General features: G+C 63.2%; 19 protein-coding genes. 3 read left to right on the top strand and 16 right to left on the bottom strand.

What is annotated here, in order from left to right:
- From ACP7DW_RS07400 to ACP7DW_RS07325, 16 genes are all read right to left on the bottom strand, one after another.
- Window positions 1–1,629, bottom strand: coding sequence for a phage tail protein (locus ACP7DW_RS07400; protein WP_426054712.1), 1,629 nt, complete (start codon window positions 1,627–1,629; stop codon window positions 1–3).
- A complete protein-coding gene (locus tag ACP7DW_RS07395) occupies window positions 1,626–2,246 on the bottom strand; it encodes a phage tail protein I (protein ID WP_426054713.1) in 621 nt (206 codons plus the stop codon). The genes ACP7DW_RS07400 and ACP7DW_RS07395 overlap by 4 nt, the downstream gene beginning before the upstream one ends.
- The gene (locus ACP7DW_RS07390; RefSeq protein WP_426054714.1) at window positions 2,239–3,150 is read right to left on the bottom strand and encodes a baseplate assembly protein; all 912 of its coding nucleotides are present in this window, start codon (window positions 3,148–3,150) and stop codon (window positions 2,239–2,241) included. The genes ACP7DW_RS07395 and ACP7DW_RS07390 overlap by 8 nt, the downstream gene beginning before the upstream one ends.
- Window positions 3,147–3,491 carry a GPW/gp25 family protein gene (locus ACP7DW_RS07385; RefSeq protein ID WP_426054715.1) on the bottom strand — a complete coding sequence of 115 codons (345 nt, stop codon included), beginning with the start codon at window positions 3,489–3,491 and terminating at the stop codon, window positions 3,147–3,149. Before ACP7DW_RS07385 ends, ACP7DW_RS07390 begins: the two co-directional genes overlap by 4 nt.
- Window positions 3,488–4,141, bottom strand: coding sequence for a phage baseplate assembly protein V (locus ACP7DW_RS07380; RefSeq protein WP_426085198.1), 654 nt, complete (start codon window positions 4,139–4,141; stop codon window positions 3,488–3,490). The genes ACP7DW_RS07385 and ACP7DW_RS07380 overlap by 4 nt, the downstream gene beginning before the upstream one ends.
- A gap of 137 nt (window positions 4,142–4,278) precedes the next feature.
- The gene (locus tag ACP7DW_RS07375; protein ID WP_426054717.1) at window positions 4,279–4,860 is read right to left on the bottom strand and encodes a hypothetical protein; all 582 of its coding nucleotides are present in this window, start codon (window positions 4,858–4,860) and stop codon (window positions 4,279–4,281) included.
- Between the two features lie 148 nt (window positions 4,861–5,008).
- Window positions 5,009–5,476: a phage virion morphogenesis protein gene (locus ACP7DW_RS07370; protein ID WP_426054718.1), complete on the bottom strand. Its 468-nt coding sequence runs from the start codon at window positions 5,474–5,476 to the stop codon at window positions 5,009–5,011.
- Window positions 5,473–5,961 (bottom strand): phage tail protein, encoded by a 489-nt coding sequence (locus tag ACP7DW_RS07365; protein WP_426054719.1) that lies wholly within the window; start codon window positions 5,959–5,961, stop codon window positions 5,473–5,475. The genes ACP7DW_RS07370 and ACP7DW_RS07365 overlap by 4 nt, the downstream gene beginning before the upstream one ends.
- Window positions 5,945–6,457 carry a lysis system i-spanin subunit Rz gene (locus ACP7DW_RS07360; RefSeq protein ID WP_426054720.1) on the bottom strand — a complete coding sequence of 171 codons (513 nt, stop codon included), beginning with the start codon at window positions 6,455–6,457 and terminating at the stop codon, window positions 5,945–5,947. Before ACP7DW_RS07360 ends, ACP7DW_RS07365 begins: the two co-directional genes overlap by 17 nt.
- Window positions 6,454–7,014, bottom strand: coding sequence for a glycoside hydrolase family 108 protein (locus ACP7DW_RS07355; protein WP_426054721.1), 561 nt, complete (start codon window positions 7,012–7,014; stop codon window positions 6,454–6,456). Before ACP7DW_RS07355 ends, ACP7DW_RS07360 begins: the two co-directional genes overlap by 4 nt.
- On the bottom strand, window positions 7,014–7,385 hold the full coding sequence (locus tag ACP7DW_RS07350; protein ID WP_035820867.1) for a hypothetical protein: 372 nt from the start codon (window positions 7,383–7,385) through the stop codon (window positions 7,014–7,016). The genes ACP7DW_RS07355 and ACP7DW_RS07350 overlap by 1 nt, the downstream gene beginning before the upstream one ends.
- Before the next feature lie 64 nt (window positions 7,386–7,449).
- Window positions 7,450–7,665 (bottom strand): tail protein X, encoded by a 216-nt coding sequence (locus ACP7DW_RS07345; protein ID WP_426054722.1) that lies wholly within the window; start codon window positions 7,663–7,665, stop codon window positions 7,450–7,452.
- Window positions 7,665–8,168 (bottom strand): head completion/stabilization protein, encoded by a 504-nt coding sequence (locus ACP7DW_RS07340; RefSeq protein ID WP_426054723.1) that lies wholly within the window; start codon window positions 8,166–8,168, stop codon window positions 7,665–7,667. Before ACP7DW_RS07340 ends, ACP7DW_RS07345 begins: the two co-directional genes overlap by 1 nt.
- 107 nt (window positions 8,169–8,275) lie before the next feature.
- On the bottom strand, window positions 8,276–8,992 hold the full coding sequence (gpM, locus tag ACP7DW_RS07335; protein WP_426054724.1) for a phage terminase small subunit: 717 nt from the start codon (window positions 8,990–8,992) through the stop codon (window positions 8,276–8,278).
- Window positions 8,992–10,011: a phage major capsid protein, P2 family gene (locus tag ACP7DW_RS07330; protein ID WP_426054725.1), complete on the bottom strand. Its 1,020-nt coding sequence runs from the start codon at window positions 10,009–10,011 to the stop codon at window positions 8,992–8,994. Before ACP7DW_RS07330 ends, gpM begins: the two co-directional genes overlap by 1 nt.
- Before the next feature lie 48 nt (window positions 10,012–10,059).
- Window positions 10,060–10,848 (bottom strand): GPO family capsid scaffolding protein, encoded by a 789-nt coding sequence (locus ACP7DW_RS07325; protein WP_426054726.1) that lies wholly within the window; start codon window positions 10,846–10,848, stop codon window positions 10,060–10,062.
- Window positions 10,849–10,984: 136 nt separating this feature from the next.
- Here ACP7DW_RS07325 and ACP7DW_RS07320 point away from each other — a divergent pair, with 136 nt between their 5' ends.
- The 3 genes from ACP7DW_RS07320 to ACP7DW_RS07310 are packed head-to-tail and all read left to right on the top strand — an operon-like array spanning window position 10,985 to window position 14,069.
- Window positions 10,985–12,784 (top strand): terminase ATPase subunit family protein, encoded by a 1,800-nt coding sequence (locus ACP7DW_RS07320; protein WP_426054727.1) that lies wholly within the window; start codon window positions 10,985–10,987, stop codon window positions 12,782–12,784.
- The gene (locus ACP7DW_RS07315; protein ID WP_426054728.1) at window positions 12,781–13,857 is read left to right on the top strand and encodes a phage portal protein; all 1,077 of its coding nucleotides are present in this window, start codon (window positions 12,781–12,783) and stop codon (window positions 13,855–13,857) included. Before ACP7DW_RS07320 ends, ACP7DW_RS07315 begins: the two co-directional genes overlap by 4 nt.
- Window positions 13,854–14,069: a hypothetical protein gene (locus tag ACP7DW_RS07310; RefSeq protein WP_426054729.1), complete on the top strand. Its 216-nt coding sequence runs from the start codon at window positions 13,854–13,856 to the stop codon at window positions 14,067–14,069. Before ACP7DW_RS07315 ends, ACP7DW_RS07310 begins: the two co-directional genes overlap by 4 nt.
- The last annotated feature ends 265 nt before the right edge of the window (window positions 14,070–14,334 follow it).

Raw genomic sequence — 14,334 nt, 5'->3', positions numbered from 1 at the left:
TTATTTTCCGAAAGCGATGTAACGAGTGGCTGGCGTGGAATCGGACGAGTACGCAGTAAAGCCCGTCCTGGATGGCTTGCCGGTTCCCAGGCGATTGACTGCGTCGCTATTGGCTCCGGTGAGGCAGACGCCGAAGCACTCCACAGGGAAGGCGATATCGAATGCAATTGAATTGCCCGCTGGCGTCGCTGTGGCATCACCAAATTGCATGATGAAATTACCCGGCAATTTTTGATGGCCGCTACTTGTAGCCAACTTTGACGAAAAATCGGCATTGCGCCATAGCTCGGCGGTCGAGTCGATGACTCTCCAAATTTGGTTGGTGGTCGCCATCAAGGTAAGTGACTGCCCTTTTTTGAGCGTGATGCTTGCCGTGGCGTCCGGGGCCGTGAGCGACGTGCCGACACCGGCGACCAATTGCGCCTCATAGGGGCCGGTGCAATGCAGGTGAACGCACGCCCCGGCGGTGTAAGGGACATTCAGGGCCTGCGGCGTTGGAATGGTGAGCGTCGCTGCGGCAAAACCAAGCAAGAGAACGGAACCCGTGTCATCAGCGGTGAGCGCACGGTCGGCATCCACACGAGCGTACCCCACCATGCCACCGCGCGCGCGCTGGACAAAATCGGTGTTGGCCAGCTTGGTCGATGCGTCAAATTTCGCTGGTGTCTCCACATCTTTCTTGCTGTATTGCGAGTGCGGATCGGCAGCCGCTGCGTGCTTGGCCAGTTGCTGGTCGCCATATGTGCGTGCGCTGGTGTCCTGCTGGTCGACATAGGCGACCTTGGCCAGGAGCGGGTGCGGGTCTGCGGCAGCCTGGTGCTTGGCCAGTTGCTGATCGCCATAGGCGCGTGCGCTGGTGTCCTGTTGATCGACATAGGCGACCTTCGCCAGCAGCGGGTGCGGATCGACAGCAGCCTGGTGCTTGGCCAGCTGCTGGTCGCCATAGGCGCGGGCACTGGTGTCTTGCTGATCGACATAGGCGACTTTGGCCAGCAGCGGGTGCGGATCGATGGCAGCCTGGTGCTTGGCCAGTTGCTGATCGCCGTAGGTGCGTGCACTGGTGTCTTTCTGATCGACGTAGGCGACCTTGGCCAGGAGCGGGTGCGGGTCGGCGGCGGCCAGGTGCTTGGCCAGTTGTGCATCGCTGTAGGCGCGCACGGTAATGTCCTGGTCATCGACATACTTGCGCGTGGCCAGGATGATGGACGGATCGATTTTCAGTTCGATGGCGGCCGTGCTGGCGACGATCAGCACGATGCGCACCACTTGCGTGCGGCCGCTGCCCTCGGCCATTAATGGCTTGTAGCTGGGCGGGCAGTTGGCGACCGCGCACAGGTCGCCGGCCTCGTCAAAGATGCCGATTTCGCGTATCCACCAGCCGCCCACGTCCTCGGGCAAGACTTGCTCGACGATGATCTGGCTGGTGTTGGCCGGGTCGATTTTCAGCTGGTTGAGGCCCGCGCGGCGCACCTCGCGCACCAGCGCCTTTTGCGTGCGCACAGGCATTGGCAAATTGCCGTTGCCGTCGCCCACAGCCAGGCTTTTCAGTTTCAGGGTTTGGCCCAGGGCGATGGCGTTGGCCAGCTTGGCCTCGCCCACTTCGGTGAGAATGGCGAAATATGTGCTCATGGATAGATGGTCAGGGTGTCGATGGTATGGGATGCGCCGGCCTGCAACAGCGTGCCGCGCACTTCGATGGTTTCCGCGATCCAGGGATACACGGTCATGCTGTCGCCGTGGTAGGCGCAAGCGCCCGCGTAGACGTTGCCGCGACTTTCCAGATAAATGGCCAGGCCCGTCATGTGGCGGCTGACGGGCTTGGCGTCGGCAATCAGGCGCTCCATTTCCTGAAACATGGCGTCCGTGATGCCCGTGTCCAGCACGCCGACGTCGAGGCGGAAGGTGCCCGGCACGCCCGGCGGCGTGGTTTGCCACCATTCGGTGATACGGATCAAATAGCCCAGGGACTCCACCACGCGGCGCACGGCGGCAATCGTGCCCTTGTGCTTGTGGATGAAATAAGCCGCCTTGATGCTGCCGCGCTTGGTCGATTCGGGCCAGGTGTCGTCCCAGCGGTCAACGGAACAGGCCCAGGCCAGGAACGGCAGCAGGGCGACCGGGCAGCGGTCGGCGCTCCACAGGTCGCGCAGCGGCACAGGCACGTTGACCAGCTCGGCGCAAGCCACTGCAATGGCGCGCTCCAGCGCCGTGGTGTTGGGCGGCAGGGTCGGAACAAGCTTATTCATCGCGCACCACGACATTCAACTTGATGGCCGTGCAGCGCGCGGCTTGGGTAGCGTTCAGTTCGATGTCCGCCGCCGGGCTGGTCAAGACGACCTTGCGTACGCCTTCAACGTGGACGGCGGCGCTGCAGGCGGAACGGTAGATGCTGTGGCCCAGCGGCCGGCGCGGCTGCGACACGCGCACGGCGTTGGCGCGCGCGGCGTCCAGCAGGATCGGCACTTCCGGGCCGACGCCGATAAACAAGGTGGCCTCAATCTGGTAGTCGATGACTTGGGCGGCCTGCACGCTCAGGCGGTCGCCCAGGGGGCGCACGTCCTCGGCATTGAGCGCGCGCGCCACGATGGCCAGCAGCGCGGCGTCGGCGATGCCGGTGTCGTTGTTGGCCAGCACCGTGACGGTGACGCTGGCGGGCGCGGGGCTGGTGGCGCTCGCGTCCTTGACCCGCCCGTCGCTGCTGCGGGCGTGGAATTCGTAGGAGGCTTTCGGGCCGGCCACGGAAAGGCCGTCCGGTGCCTCCTGGATGCGCAGGCGGTAGGCGTCGTTGTCTTCCATGATGGCGGCCACGGGCGGCAGGGCGCTCGGATTGGCCGGCGTGATGGTCAGGCGCTCCACGTTGACGTTGGCGCCCAGCTGGTCCAGGTCGCCATCAAGGGCGAACGCCAGCATGACGGCCTTGCCCGCCTCGTTGACGCGGTTGCGCAGGATGGTTTCCTGATAGCTATTCTCTTCCAGCAGCTTGGTGGCAGGTTCTGATTCCAGCTCCAGCAGGGCCGTGACGGCCGCGCGCTGGGCTTCCGGCAGCAGGCTGACCAGATGGGCTTTGCGGCCGGCCAGAATGGTTTCGAAGTCCAGCACTTCCACCACGCTGGGCGCGGGCAACTGAGTCAGGTCGATAGGCGTGCTCATACGCTGCCGCCTTGTTTGACGGGTACGGACAGGGTGATGCCCTGGCCGTTCGCCGTGCCATCGAGCAGCAGGGCGATGGCGCCGTCCGTGTCGCGCGTCAACTGTACGCTGGCGAGCTGCAGGCGCGGTTCCCAGCGGCGCAGGGCAAAGGCGGTAGCCGCATAGATGCGCAACTGCGTGGCGCTGTTCAGGGGCTGGTCGATCAGCTCGGGCACTTCGGAGCCATAGCGGCGGCGCCGGATGCGCGAACCCATCGGCGTCGTGAGAATGTCGGTCACGGACTGGCGCAGATGGCCAAGACCCGTCAGGCTGCGCCCGGTGGCGGCGTGCATGCCCATCATGCTTGCGGCCCGCCCGACTTGTCGCCGCCGGCCTTGACGCCGCCGTGCGCATGCTTGGCCAGGCTGATGGCGCCGGCCAGCATGTCCTCGCTGGCCTTTACTGTTCCTTGCACGGCCATGGCCACGCCGCCAGCGGCGCCGGCCTTGGCATTCACGCCGCCGTTCAGCGTGGTGGCGCCGTTGACGATCAGGTTTTTCATGACGGTCAGGTCGCCCGTGCAGATGGTGCTGGGCGCGTTCGACGTTACCTTGTCGGCCGTGATGGTGGCCGTGCCGCCGGGGAGCACTGCTGTCAGGGCGTGGGCCGCATGGTCGTACTGCACCACGGCGCCGTCGGGGTAATGCGTGGTGTGGACGGTGGGGCTGGACTCGGGCGCGTCAAACGCCTGCGAGTACAGCGCCGGCAGGATGATGCCGCGTGTCAGGTCGCCGCCTGGAGAAAAGACGATCACCTGTTCGCCCACGGTGGGCGCGGACCAGGTGCGCGTGCTGCCGGCGCGCCGGGTGGCCCAGTTAAGCCATTCGGTGGTGAGAGTCGGGCCAAGCCGTACGCGCGCCTTGGCCCCTTTGACCTCGGCAATGGTGCCCAGGCGGATCAGGTTTTGCAGCAAGCGGAGGAGGTCGGACAGGTCGGCGTTCATGCAGTGCATGTTGCCGAAGTCCGCGTGCGGATGCACGCGGGGGCGGGTTGATAAGCGGATTAGTGGCTTTTGCGGTTCTTCGTGGGCTTTTGTTGTCTTGTGATCAGGGGTGAAATTTGAGGTTGGTAGGTCTTATTTCTGAGCGATCAAGATTTCACGCTAGACGACTTTGCCTTTGAAATGGCGGCCTTAGCTTCGTTTAATAAAGAACGGATTTTTTCAGCATCGGCCAGCTTGAGAAATGCTGAGGTCTTACCAATTCTGCCACTCGACACTGCGAAACTTATTTCGCCATTAGTGCCGGAGAATACGGTCATGGATAAGTCGCCTTTTGTTCTATACTGGGCCTCAAAGTTACCCAATGTTGTCACATTTCGTTCTATTTTGCTGATGTAGTCTAAGCCCCGAATAAGAGAATCAATTTCTTCCTCGTCAATGAATGAAGTACTTTGGCGTTCAAGCCGTCCCGATTCTTTGACTTCAAACGAAACTCCGTATTGGACAGATTTTGGGTTACTCGCGTCTCGAAACTCGCGTACGTCTATTGATACTCGTCCCATGCCATTGACAACACCTATAGTCGAGAAGCCTTTTACGATTACGATACCAGTTCGTGCTGAAAATGCTTCTAGTTTCGTCGCTGGAGGGGCCTTGGTTGCGTCGGCTTGTTCTTGCGCATTGACCAGTAGAGGAATAGCAAGAAGGGTGATTGAAAGAAAGTGACGCATTGTTGCTCCAAATGAGTGTTGTGGTGACTAAAATAATAGGCGAGCAAAGATCGTGTACATATTTGACCTGATCAATATGTGACAATTAGTGCTCGCTGGACTCTAACTCATTTGGCAACTAATATCAGCAAGAATCATTGTTCGGATTCTAGATTTGACATATATGTCGTAATAAGGATTCACGTACTAAGCTCTGATCCTGTTCGTTGATTCCAATAAGGGGCCGCGCTACATAGGTGTATATCGCCCCCTTTTTCGATACCCGATCTGGTCGCCCAAACTGATGCACATGCGCCACGCGCGCCACCCAGCCAAAGAAGCCGACTTCGATCTGGTCGCCGGTCGCCTTCACTTTCAAGTGCTTGGCGGTGCGAATCTTGACGAACATCGCGGCCTTCTGCCGCTTGATCCGGCCATTTTTGCCCTTGAATTCCTTGCGCCGCTTGCGTGCTGGATAGGCTGCGCCATCCGGTCCTTGCTGCGCCTTGATGCGCTGCGCCTGGCTGCGGCGCAGGTCGATGGCCACCTTGTGATTGATTGCGCGGCGCTGGGCCGGCTGCAGCTTGGCCAGCAGGGCGCCGGCCCAGGCTTCCAGCGCGTGCAGGTCGTCGCTCATGCTGTCGCCTCGGGCGTGCGCCATTCGGCCAGCAGTTTCTCGCCGTCGTACAGCTTCCAGAACTCGTCCGCGTAGGCCGGCATGTGCTGTATCTCGGCCAGGTGCTTAATGTCGAGGCGGCCCGCCTCGCCGGTCTTGACGGCCACCCGCTCGGTCAAGTCCAGCTTGATGGAAATGTCGACTGTTTCATGGTTATTAAAATCCACCTCGAAAGCGATGCCGTGCTTGCGGGTTTCCTCGTTTGCCATCAGGTCGAGCTGGTGGACTTTCAGCCAGGCGATCAGGGCCACCATGATGGCGTCCGCGTCGCCCGCGTAGTCGGTGACGATCAGGTTGAGCTTGAAGCGGTATTCGAAGGAGAGGGAGGCGGTGGCCGACGCCACCACGTTGCCCTCATCGGCGAAGACCAGCAGGCGGTCGGGATCGCGCTGCAGGTCGGGGATGGCGGTGGCCAGGTGCTGGCGCAGGCTATTCGGTTTGTACATGGTAGGTGTCTCGCATGGTGTTGTAGGCGTCGATGCAGGCGTTCAGCTGGCGGGCGGCGTCGTCGCCGTCGCCGGCAATGGCGTCAAGAGCTGCCGCAGTCGCCGGGTCAAGTTCGGCTCGCGCTTGGTGCTGATTGCTTGCGGCAGCGGCGGCATCTGCGCTTGCGGCGCAGTGGCCGCTGGCGACGGGGATTGACAGGCGCACAGTACCGCTGCGCACGTCATCGTTAAAACGGTCACGCTCGGTTTTTGCATGGGTTTGCTCCTGGGTGAGGTGGTCGGCGCGCTGCGCCAAGGCGGCGCCGGCCACGTGCTCCAGCGTCAGCACGCGGGCGGTGGCCTGGGCCAGTGCGGTGGCGGCATTGGTTTTGCTGGTGGCGGCCGCCCGCTGCAGTTCTGCGATGCTGGCGTCCTTGCGCCAGCCCTGCGTCGTCCAGCCTGCGATGGCACCAAACAGCAGGCAGGCGGCCAGCGGGCGCCAGGTGGGTGCTATCACATGGCCACCCGTTCCTTGATCCAGCCGAATAGAAAACGGCGCTGGGTCTTGTTCGCTTCGGTGATTTCCAGGTAACGCGCCGCCTGCAAGCCGTTCAAGGCACGCAGCAGCACGGTGGCCCCGTCCTGGCCGCGCCATTTCAGGAAGGATGCAAGGGCGCCCAGCGATTGCGCGCCCAGGCGGCCGTCGACGAACAGGGCGGGATAGCGCGCGCCCGTGTCATTGAAACCGTTCAGCCAGCGCTGCAGGAACTCGGCCGCGCGGTGTGGCCCCATGTTCACGCCTGTGTCGATGACTTCGGCGCCGATGCCGGCATGCAGGGCCAGCACCTGGTCGAACTTCGGTTCCGTGATGTAGCGGGTCGTGTAGATGGCGCGCGCCACGGCCACGGGCATATCGCGCATCGGCCCCGCGTAGCCGTTGGCGCGCGCCACGGCCACGGTGATGCCGTAATTGGTTTCGCCGCCCTTGTCTTGCGGGTCGTTCACGTAGCCGCCTTCGGCGCGCAGGATGGCGTCGATGGTGCGCGCGATCAGGGGATTGTCGGTGGCGGCCATCAGTGTTCCTTCGCGTCTTTGACCAGCTCGGCGATATCCTTGTCGCTGCGGCGCTGGAACCACAGGGCCACGGCGCGCGATACCCACCAGCCGGGCGCGCCGACGATCAGATCGATGGCGCTGGCGTTGACCATGGCGCCAATCGCCGGGAGCTGCGCGCACAGCAGTTGGTACACGGTGCCGCCCAGCAGGCACGAGAACACGCCGGCGCAGGCCAGGCGGGCGACGAATTCGCCCTTGTTGAAGGTGCCGTCGCTGTTCAACGGCGGCAGCACGATGTACAGCATGGCGGCGCCGACCATGCCCAGCGCCGCCTTGAAGCCGTACAGTTTGACCAGGGTGGCGAAACCACCAAACGATTCTGCGGACATTGCTTGATTCTCCGGTGAGAGGGTAGATAGATTTTTCATCAGGGTAAAAAGGTGGATTGCTGCGTTAATCCCATAGCTGCACAAGATCGGCGGCGGCCACGGTGGCGGTGCTGGGCGCCGGCTCGGGCAGGGTGACGACCAGGCCGGCCGGCAGCACGGCGCCGTGGCGCGCCAGTGCGGGATTCATTTCCAGGGTTTGCTCGACGTATCCCGCGCCGTCGCCCAGGTAGCGCCACACCAGGGCGTCTACCGTGTCGTGCTGCCGCGTGCGCACCTGCATCAGATCAATTCCACGGTCAAATGCGTGCGGCCGACCATATCGGCGATGGCCCATTGCGCGTTGCGCCGCTGCGCGCCGGGCGCCTCGTCGAGCCACTCCATGCTTTTCTTGTCGCTGACGGAGGTGGCCGTGCTGTCGTAGTCGCGGTAACGCTCGATCAGGTCCGCTTTCGCCGTGCTGTAGACGGCGCGCCGGTACTGCGCCAGCAGGCGGGACTCGCGGTTGATGCGCGTGGCCGGCACGTCCACCAGGGCAGCGACTCCGGCAGCGGCATGCTGGCCTTGCCAGTCGGCCAGCTCGCGGTTGACCTGCAGGATGGCATCGACCACGGCTTGCACCAGGCGCGCGTCGGTGACTGTGCCGTCCAGGCGCATGGCGTCGCGCATATCGGCCAGCGCAATATCGGGAAACCAGCCGTCGTTCTCGATGATGCCGGTGGCCGGTGCTGGCAGCGTGGTCGTGCTGCCAGGCGGGATGGACGGGGGCAGGGCCATGAAGGACATACGGGACGCTTTCAAAAATGGGGCGGTGGACGGGGTTCATCAGGCCGAGATTGTTGCCAATGCGTTGGCCAGAATCCCCCCGTGCCGCCGTGCTGCGGGGGATGCTCTTACGCGGAACCGGCCGCGCGCTTGATGCGCCGCTCCAGCCGTTCCATATCTTTCTTGACGCCGCACGACTCGGAAAGGGCGCGCGCACGTTTCAGCTGGGCCATGGCCGTTTCCGCCTGCGCCACCAGCGCCGGGGCGATGTCCGTGTCGTCGGCCTGGTCGAGCACGGCGATCATGGCCAGGCCGATGGCCTTGTGCAGCTTGGCGCGCGCCTGGTCGGGTGCATCGCTGGCGGCCGTCAACTGTTCCACCTGGCCCAGTACCTGGGCGGCGTGCTGCGGATCGGCGGCCAGCTTGCCGTGCAAGTAGCCTTCGGAAAATTCGTCCAGCATCAGGGTGGCGATGTCGCGGCTGTAAGTCTCGGGCAGGGTGAATTTGTGCGCTAGGGCGTATTCGGCCATGACCAGGGCGCGCTCGTACTCGCCCGTGTCGATGTGCCACACCAGCAGGGTGGCAAACACGTCATCCTGGGCGCCCTTGCCGCCGGTCAGCACGCCGTCGATCCATTGCGCGTAATCCGGCAGCAAGGTGGCCTTGACTTCGATCTTGCGTTCGACGGACTGGATGGCTTTCAGGCGGCGGCGGTCGTCGGCCAGCTTGTAGAGCATCATTTCGTAGGCCGTGCCGGTGGTCACGCCTTGCGGCGCGGCGGCGCCGGCCGTGCGCTCGGCCAGCATGCGCGCGCGGTGGCGCAGGGCAGGGGATTGATTGGCCATTATTTGTCTTTCAGCTCGATGTTTTCCACCAGCGCGGCCAGGCCCAGGTCCTCGATCACGTAGGCGTCGTTCGACGACTCGTAATTCTCGATGCGGTCGCGCTTGGGCACGTCCTCGACGCGGCGACGGCGCGCGCCTTCCTGGAAGTAGATCGACAGATTGTCGAAGCGGGTAATCAGGATGGCGTTGTCCGGGAAGAAGGGCACGCGCGCGGCCGGCAAGCCGCCGATGCGTTTCTGGCTGATGATGATGTCGGCCGCCAGGGTTTCCGTGGGCGCCTGCTTGGTGTTGACCAATGGGAAATACTTGTCATTCAACAGCTTGCGCCCGACGATGGCCACCAGATTGGTGTCTTCCTGATACCACGGGTCCAACAGGTTGACGGCATCGGTGACGGCCGCGTCCAGGTTGGCATAGTCGGCGTCGGCCACGTCGCCGATGATGACCTTGCCCGGCATGCCATTGGCCACCAGGCCCAGCACGCGCTCGGGCGCCAGCTCGCGCAGGTGCTGCAGCCAGCCTTTATTGACGTCCTGCAGCAGCGGATTGGCATCCAGATCGGTGTCAGCCATGGCTTTCACTCCATTGAAGCCGATGACGATGCGGTCCAGCGCCTGGCGCGTCAGGATGGCATTGGCCACGCGCGACTGGAAGTCGGGGAACTTGGCCCAGGCGTCCAGCTTGGCATAGTTCAAATGCGTGTCGAAGTTGGTCTGTTCGCAGCGGTACTTGGTGCCGTCCAGGGTGGACAGGTCGCGCGTCTTGCGTTCCTTGTCCTTGGTGTTGGTGCGGCCGGCAATCGGGCCAGACACGCCCAGGCCCAGCTTTTCGCCTTCCTGCTCGGTCACGCCGATGATGTTCACTTTCGTCAGGAACTCGCTCGATTCCTGCATCTTCGTTTCCAGCTTTTGCTGCACGCTGGGCGTGACGCTGAACGTCTTGGCCACGTTGTCCGTGTCGTTCAGTTGGCCCAGGCGGGTTTCATATTGGCCAAAGACCTGGCGCGTTTGCTTTTTCATGGTTCGGTGCTCCGTTGTTGAATTGGGGGAGGTGGATAGCGCGGGCGCTTAAAACTCGGTCTGCACGGCGCCGTCGTTGCCGGTTGCGGCAGGGCGGCGCGGGCCGTTGCCGGGCGCTTCGTCCATCTGCGCCTTGAAGGCGGCCAGCTCTTCCTGCGTGGCTTGCAATGCCGTTTCTGTTTTCTCCAGGCGGGCCAGGGTGCCCGTGTAGTTGTCGTTGACGGTGACGACGTGGCCGGCCAGCGCCTCGACGGCTTCGCTGATGTCGGCGAACTGCGCGGCGTCGGCGCCGGATTTATTGGAGAAGCGCGACAGCAGGTTTTTCACGGCGTCGGCCAGCTTGGTTCCGTGCGGCTCGTCAAATTCCAGCGTCACCTCGACGGCCGATGTAAACAGGTTGGCGCTTTGCAGCTTGCGGCTGGCGGAGAATTTCAGTGCATCGGTGCCCAGGCTGGCCGGGCTGTCGGTGACGCCCAGGCCGACCAGGTAGGGCTGCGCCGAGTCGGCAAAGTCGGGCTGGATTTCCAGGCTGGTGTACAGCTTTTGCTTTGCCTTGTTGATGGCCACCAGTTCCGGCGTGGGTTCGATCTGCGCGAACAGGGCCAGTTTCTTGCCGCTGTCGGTGTCCACTTCCTCCGCTTTCACGGCGATCACGTCGCCGTAGGCCTTGAATTGGCTGTCGGGCAGGATGCCCCGGATGTGCTCCAGCCAGATGCGCGCGCCGTAGGTTTTCGGGTTGTAGGTGGCGGCGATTTGCTCGATCGTGGCGCGGTCGATGTTGCGGCCGTCCGTGGTGGCGCCTTCGGTGGCGACGCGGAAGAATTGGGATTTAGGCATGGTGGGCGTTCTCGGTTGATCGGATAACGCCATGGTCAACGTCTTGGCGCTGCGATTCAATGCGGTGCGGGTTGCTATGGGCCATAGCGACTTTTGCCTTTCCCCGCTCCGCGCGCGCGCGGCCTACGCTGGCGGCATGCTAGCAATTGAACAAAAACCCGAAGAAATAATCGCCGAACTGGCCGTGCCCGAATCCGAGCCGCGCCGCGCCGCGCGCGCCCTGTACTGGAAGGGCTGGCGCATTTCGTCCATCGCCCGCCATCTGGGCATCAAGCGCAGCACCATCAACAGCTGGAAAGAGCGCGACGAATGGGACAAGGCACAGGCCATCGAGCACGTCGAGGCGTCGGCCGAGCTGCGCCTGGTGAAACTGATCGAAAAAGAGGTCAAGAGCGGTAGCGATTACAAGGAAATTGATCTGCTGGCGCGCACCATCGTGCAGATGGCGCGCGTGCGCCGCTACGAGCAACCGGGCGGCAATGAGGTCGATCTCAATCCCAAGCTGGCGAACCGCAATGCCGGCCCGAAGAAGAAGCCGACCCGCAACGATTTCAGCGAAGAACAGAAAATCCAGCTGCTCGACGCCTTCCAGGACTCGCTGTTCGACTATCAAAAGGTCTGGTTCCGTAACGGCGACCAGCGCACGCGCGCCATTCTCAAAAGCCGCCAGATCGGCGCCACCTGGTACTTCGCGCGCGAGGCGCTGGCCGACGCGATGGCGACGGGCCGCAATCAGATCTTCCTGTCCGCTTCCAAGAGCCAGGCGCACGTCTTCAAGCAATACATCGTGCAATTCGCGCGCGAGGCGGCCGGCATCGAGCTGACGGGCGACCCCATCGTGCTGCCGAACGGCGCGCATCTGTATTTCCTGGGCACCAACGCGCGCACGGCGCAGGGCTACCACGGCAATTTCTACTTCGATGAATTTTTCTGGACGCAGAATTTCCAGGAACTCAACAAGGTAGCCTCGGGCATGGCCATCCACAAAAAGTGGCGCAAGACGTATTTTTCCACGCCATCCTCGACCACGCACCAGGCTTACCCGTTCTGGACGGGCGAGCTGTTCAACAAGCGCCGCGCCAAGATGGATCAGGTGAATATCGATGTGAGTCATGGCCGCTTGTCGTCGGGCTTCACGGGCGAGGACAAGATCTGGCGCCAGATCGTCACCATCCTGGACGCCGAGCGCGGCGGCTGCAACCTGTTCGACATCGACGAGCTGCGCAACTTCGAATACAGCCCGGACCAGTTCGACAACCTGCTGATGTGCAATTTTATTGACGATTCGGCCTCGGTCTTTCCGCTGGCTGAGCTGCAGCGCTGCATGGTCGATTCCTGGGTGGAGTGGGACGACTACAAGCCCTTGCTGGGCCTGCGCCCGTTCGGCAACCGGCCCGTGTGGATCGGTTACGACCCGGCCTTGAACGGCGACAGCGCCGGCTGCGTGGTGCTGGCGCCGCCCATGACGGCCGGCGGCAAGTTCCGCATCTTGGAGCGCCACCAGTGGCGCGGGCAGAGCTTCGAAGACCACGCCGACGCCATCCGCCAGATGACCCAGCGCTACAACGTCGAATACATCGGCATCGACACCACGGGCATGGGCATCGGCGTGCTGCCTATCGTGCGCGGCTTCTTCCCGGCCGTCACGGCCCTGAATTACTCGCCCGAAGTCAAAACCCGCATGGTCTTGAAGGCCAAAAACATCATCAGCAAGGGCCGGCTGGAGTTTGACGCCGGCTGGACGGACATCGCGCAGTCGTTCATGGCCATCCACAAGACCCTCACCCCCAGCGGGCGGCACGTGACGTATGTCGCCGGCCGCAGCGATGAAACCGGCCACGCCGATCTGGCGTGGGCCTGCATGCATGCCCTCGATCACGAGCCCTTCGAAGGCACGACTGACAACCACCACTCTTTCATGGAGATTTATTCTTGAGCAAAGCACGACATTTGCGCGCGCGCGGCCGCCAGGCCGAGAGCGCACCATCAACAGCATCCACGGCCACGGCCACGGCGCCGGCCGCCGCCGGCATCGAGGCGTTTTCCTTCGGCGATCCCACGCCCGTGCTGGAGCATGCCGACATTCTCGACTGCTTCGAATGCTGGAAGAACGGGCACTGGTATGAGCCGCCCGTCAACCTGGCGGGCCTGGCCAAGTCCTTCAATGCCGGCGTGCACCACAGCAGCGCCATCCACTTCAAGGCCAACGTGCTGGCATCGACCCTGATCCCCAGCAAGTACCTGTCGCGCGACGCTTTTAAACGCATGGCCCTGGACTTCCTGACGTTCGGCAATGCCTACCTGGAAGACCGGCCCAGCCGCAGCGGCAAGGCGCTGGCGTACCAGCATGCGCTGGCCAAGTACATGCGGCGCGGCGTCGACTTGGATACCTACTTTTTCGTCAACGGCTACCAGGCCGTGCACCAGTTCGACAAGGGCCGGGTGTTTCACCTGATGGAACCGGACGTCAATCAGGAGCTGTACGGCGTGCCGCAGTACCTGAGCGCGCTGCAGTCGGCCTGGCTCAACGAGGCGGCCACCCTGTTTCGCCGCAAGTACTACAAGAACGGTTCGCATGCCGGTTTCGTGTTCTACATGACGGATGCCGCCGCCAACACCCAGGACGTGGACAACCTGCGCCAGGCCATGCGCGACAGCAAGGGGCCGGGCAACTTCCGCAACCTGTTCATGTACGCACCGAACGGCAAGAAGGACGGCATCCAGATTCTGCCCGTGTCGGACGTGGCCGCCAAGGACGAGTTTTTCAACATCAAGAGCGTCACGCGCGACGACCAGCTGGCCGCGCACCGCGTGCCGCCCCAGCTCATGGGCATCCTGCCGAACAATGCCGGCGGCTTCGGCGCCGTGGAGCCGGCCGCGCGCGTCTTCGCCCGCAATGAGCTGGTGCCGCTGCAGGCGCAGTTCATGGCGATCAACGAGTGGGCGGGCGTGGAAGTGGTGAGGTTCGCGCCGTATGACCTGGGCCTTGGCAAGGAGGGTGCGGCATGAGCGACCATATCGACAACACGGACAAGATCATCTTCGCCGAGGTGGCGCGCGGCCTGGCCGCGGTGCGGCGCCGGCCCGCCCTGGTGGCGCACGGCGCCTGCCACTATTGCGACGAGGCGCTGGCGCCCGCGCTGCTGTTCTGCGATGCGGATTGCCGCGACGACTACGACAAGGAACAGGCGGCGATGATTCGCGCCGGCCGCCCAGGATGACCGCCACGCTGCGATAGCTCGCAGGGCAAGGGCCGCGACCGTCCAGCCGCGCCAAGCTGCCCAGCCACCGCACAAGCCGCCCACGAGGCGGCTTTTTCACGTCCCGACGATTGATGTTGCACTTGAGGCAAGAAAAAAGCCCGTTTCGGCCCGGCGCGCGCAGTTGTCCCCCCTCCACACCTGCCCGCTATATAGGTCTCTTTTGACTCAAATTTGCGCCATGGCCGAAGGCGCATGAGGACTGGCGCGGCGGGGCGAAGAGGGG

Origin of the sequence: Janthinobacterium sp. PSRC1-1 (assembly GCF_049897525.1) — a bacterium.
Lineage (GTDB): Bacteria > Pseudomonadota > Gammaproteobacteria > Burkholderiales > Burkholderiaceae_D > Janthinobacterium > Janthinobacterium tructae.
The sequence above is the reverse complement of the archived record's forward strand: the minus strand, read 5'-3'. Positions and strand labels throughout refer to the sequence as shown.

Excerpts from the sequence above, each read along its gene's own strand:
- ACP7DW_RS07400 (WP_426054712.1), bottom strand. The coding sequence starts at position 1,629 with ATGAGCACATATTTCGCCATTCTCACCGAAGTGGGCGAGGCCAAGCTG.
- ACP7DW_RS07395 (WP_426054713.1), bottom strand. The coding sequence starts at position 2,246 with ATGAATAAGCTTGTTCCGACCCTGCCGCCCAACACCACGGCGCTGGAG.
- ACP7DW_RS07390 (WP_426054714.1), bottom strand. The coding sequence starts at position 3,150 with ATGAGCACGCCTATCGACCTGACTCAGTTGCCCGCGCCCAGCGTGGTG.
- ACP7DW_RS07385 (WP_426054715.1), bottom strand. The coding sequence starts at position 3,491 with ATGATGGGCATGCACGCCGCCACCGGGCGCAGCCTGACGGGTCTTGGC.
- ACP7DW_RS07380 (WP_426085198.1), bottom strand. The coding sequence starts at position 4,141 with ATGCACTGCATGAACGCCGACCTGTCCGACCTCCTCCGCTTGCTGCAA.
- ACP7DW_RS07375 (WP_426054717.1), bottom strand. The coding sequence starts at position 4,860 with ATGCGTCACTTTCTTTCAATCACCCTTCTTGCTATTCCTCTACTGGTC.
- ACP7DW_RS07370 (WP_426054718.1), bottom strand. The coding sequence starts at position 5,476 with ATGAGCGACGACCTGCACGCGCTGGAAGCCTGGGCCGGCGCCCTGCTG.
- ACP7DW_RS07365 (WP_426054719.1), bottom strand. The coding sequence starts at position 5,961 with ATGTACAAACCGAATAGCCTGCGCCAGCACCTGGCCACCGCCATCCCC.
- ACP7DW_RS07355 (WP_426054721.1), bottom strand. The coding sequence starts at position 7,014 with ATGGCCGCCACCGACAATCCCCTGATCGCGCGCACCATCGACGCCATC.
- ACP7DW_RS07350 (WP_035820867.1), bottom strand. The coding sequence starts at position 7,385 with ATGTCCGCAGAATCGTTTGGTGGTTTCGCCACCCTGGTCAAACTGTAC.
- ACP7DW_RS07345 (WP_426054722.1), bottom strand. The coding sequence starts at position 7,665 with ATGCAGGTGCGCACGCGGCAGCACGACACGGTAGACGCCCTGGTGTGG.
- ACP7DW_RS07340 (WP_426054723.1), bottom strand. The coding sequence starts at position 8,168 with ATGTCCTTCATGGCCCTGCCCCCGTCCATCCCGCCTGGCAGCACGACC.
- gpM (WP_426054724.1), bottom strand. The coding sequence starts at position 8,992 with ATGGCCAATCAATCCCCTGCCCTGCGCCACCGCGCGCGCATGCTGGCC.
- ACP7DW_RS07330 (WP_426054725.1), bottom strand. The coding sequence starts at position 10,011 with ATGAAAAAGCAAACGCGCCAGGTCTTTGGCCAATATGAAACCCGCCTG.
- ACP7DW_RS07325 (WP_426054726.1), bottom strand. The coding sequence starts at position 10,848 with ATGCCTAAATCCCAATTCTTCCGCGTCGCCACCGAAGGCGCCACCACG.
- ACP7DW_RS07320 (WP_426054727.1), top strand. The coding sequence starts at position 10,985 with ATGCTAGCAATTGAACAAAAACCCGAAGAAATAATCGCCGAACTGGCC.
- ACP7DW_RS07310 (WP_426054729.1), top strand. The coding sequence starts at position 13,854 with ATGAGCGACCATATCGACAACACGGACAAGATCATCTTCGCCGAGGTG.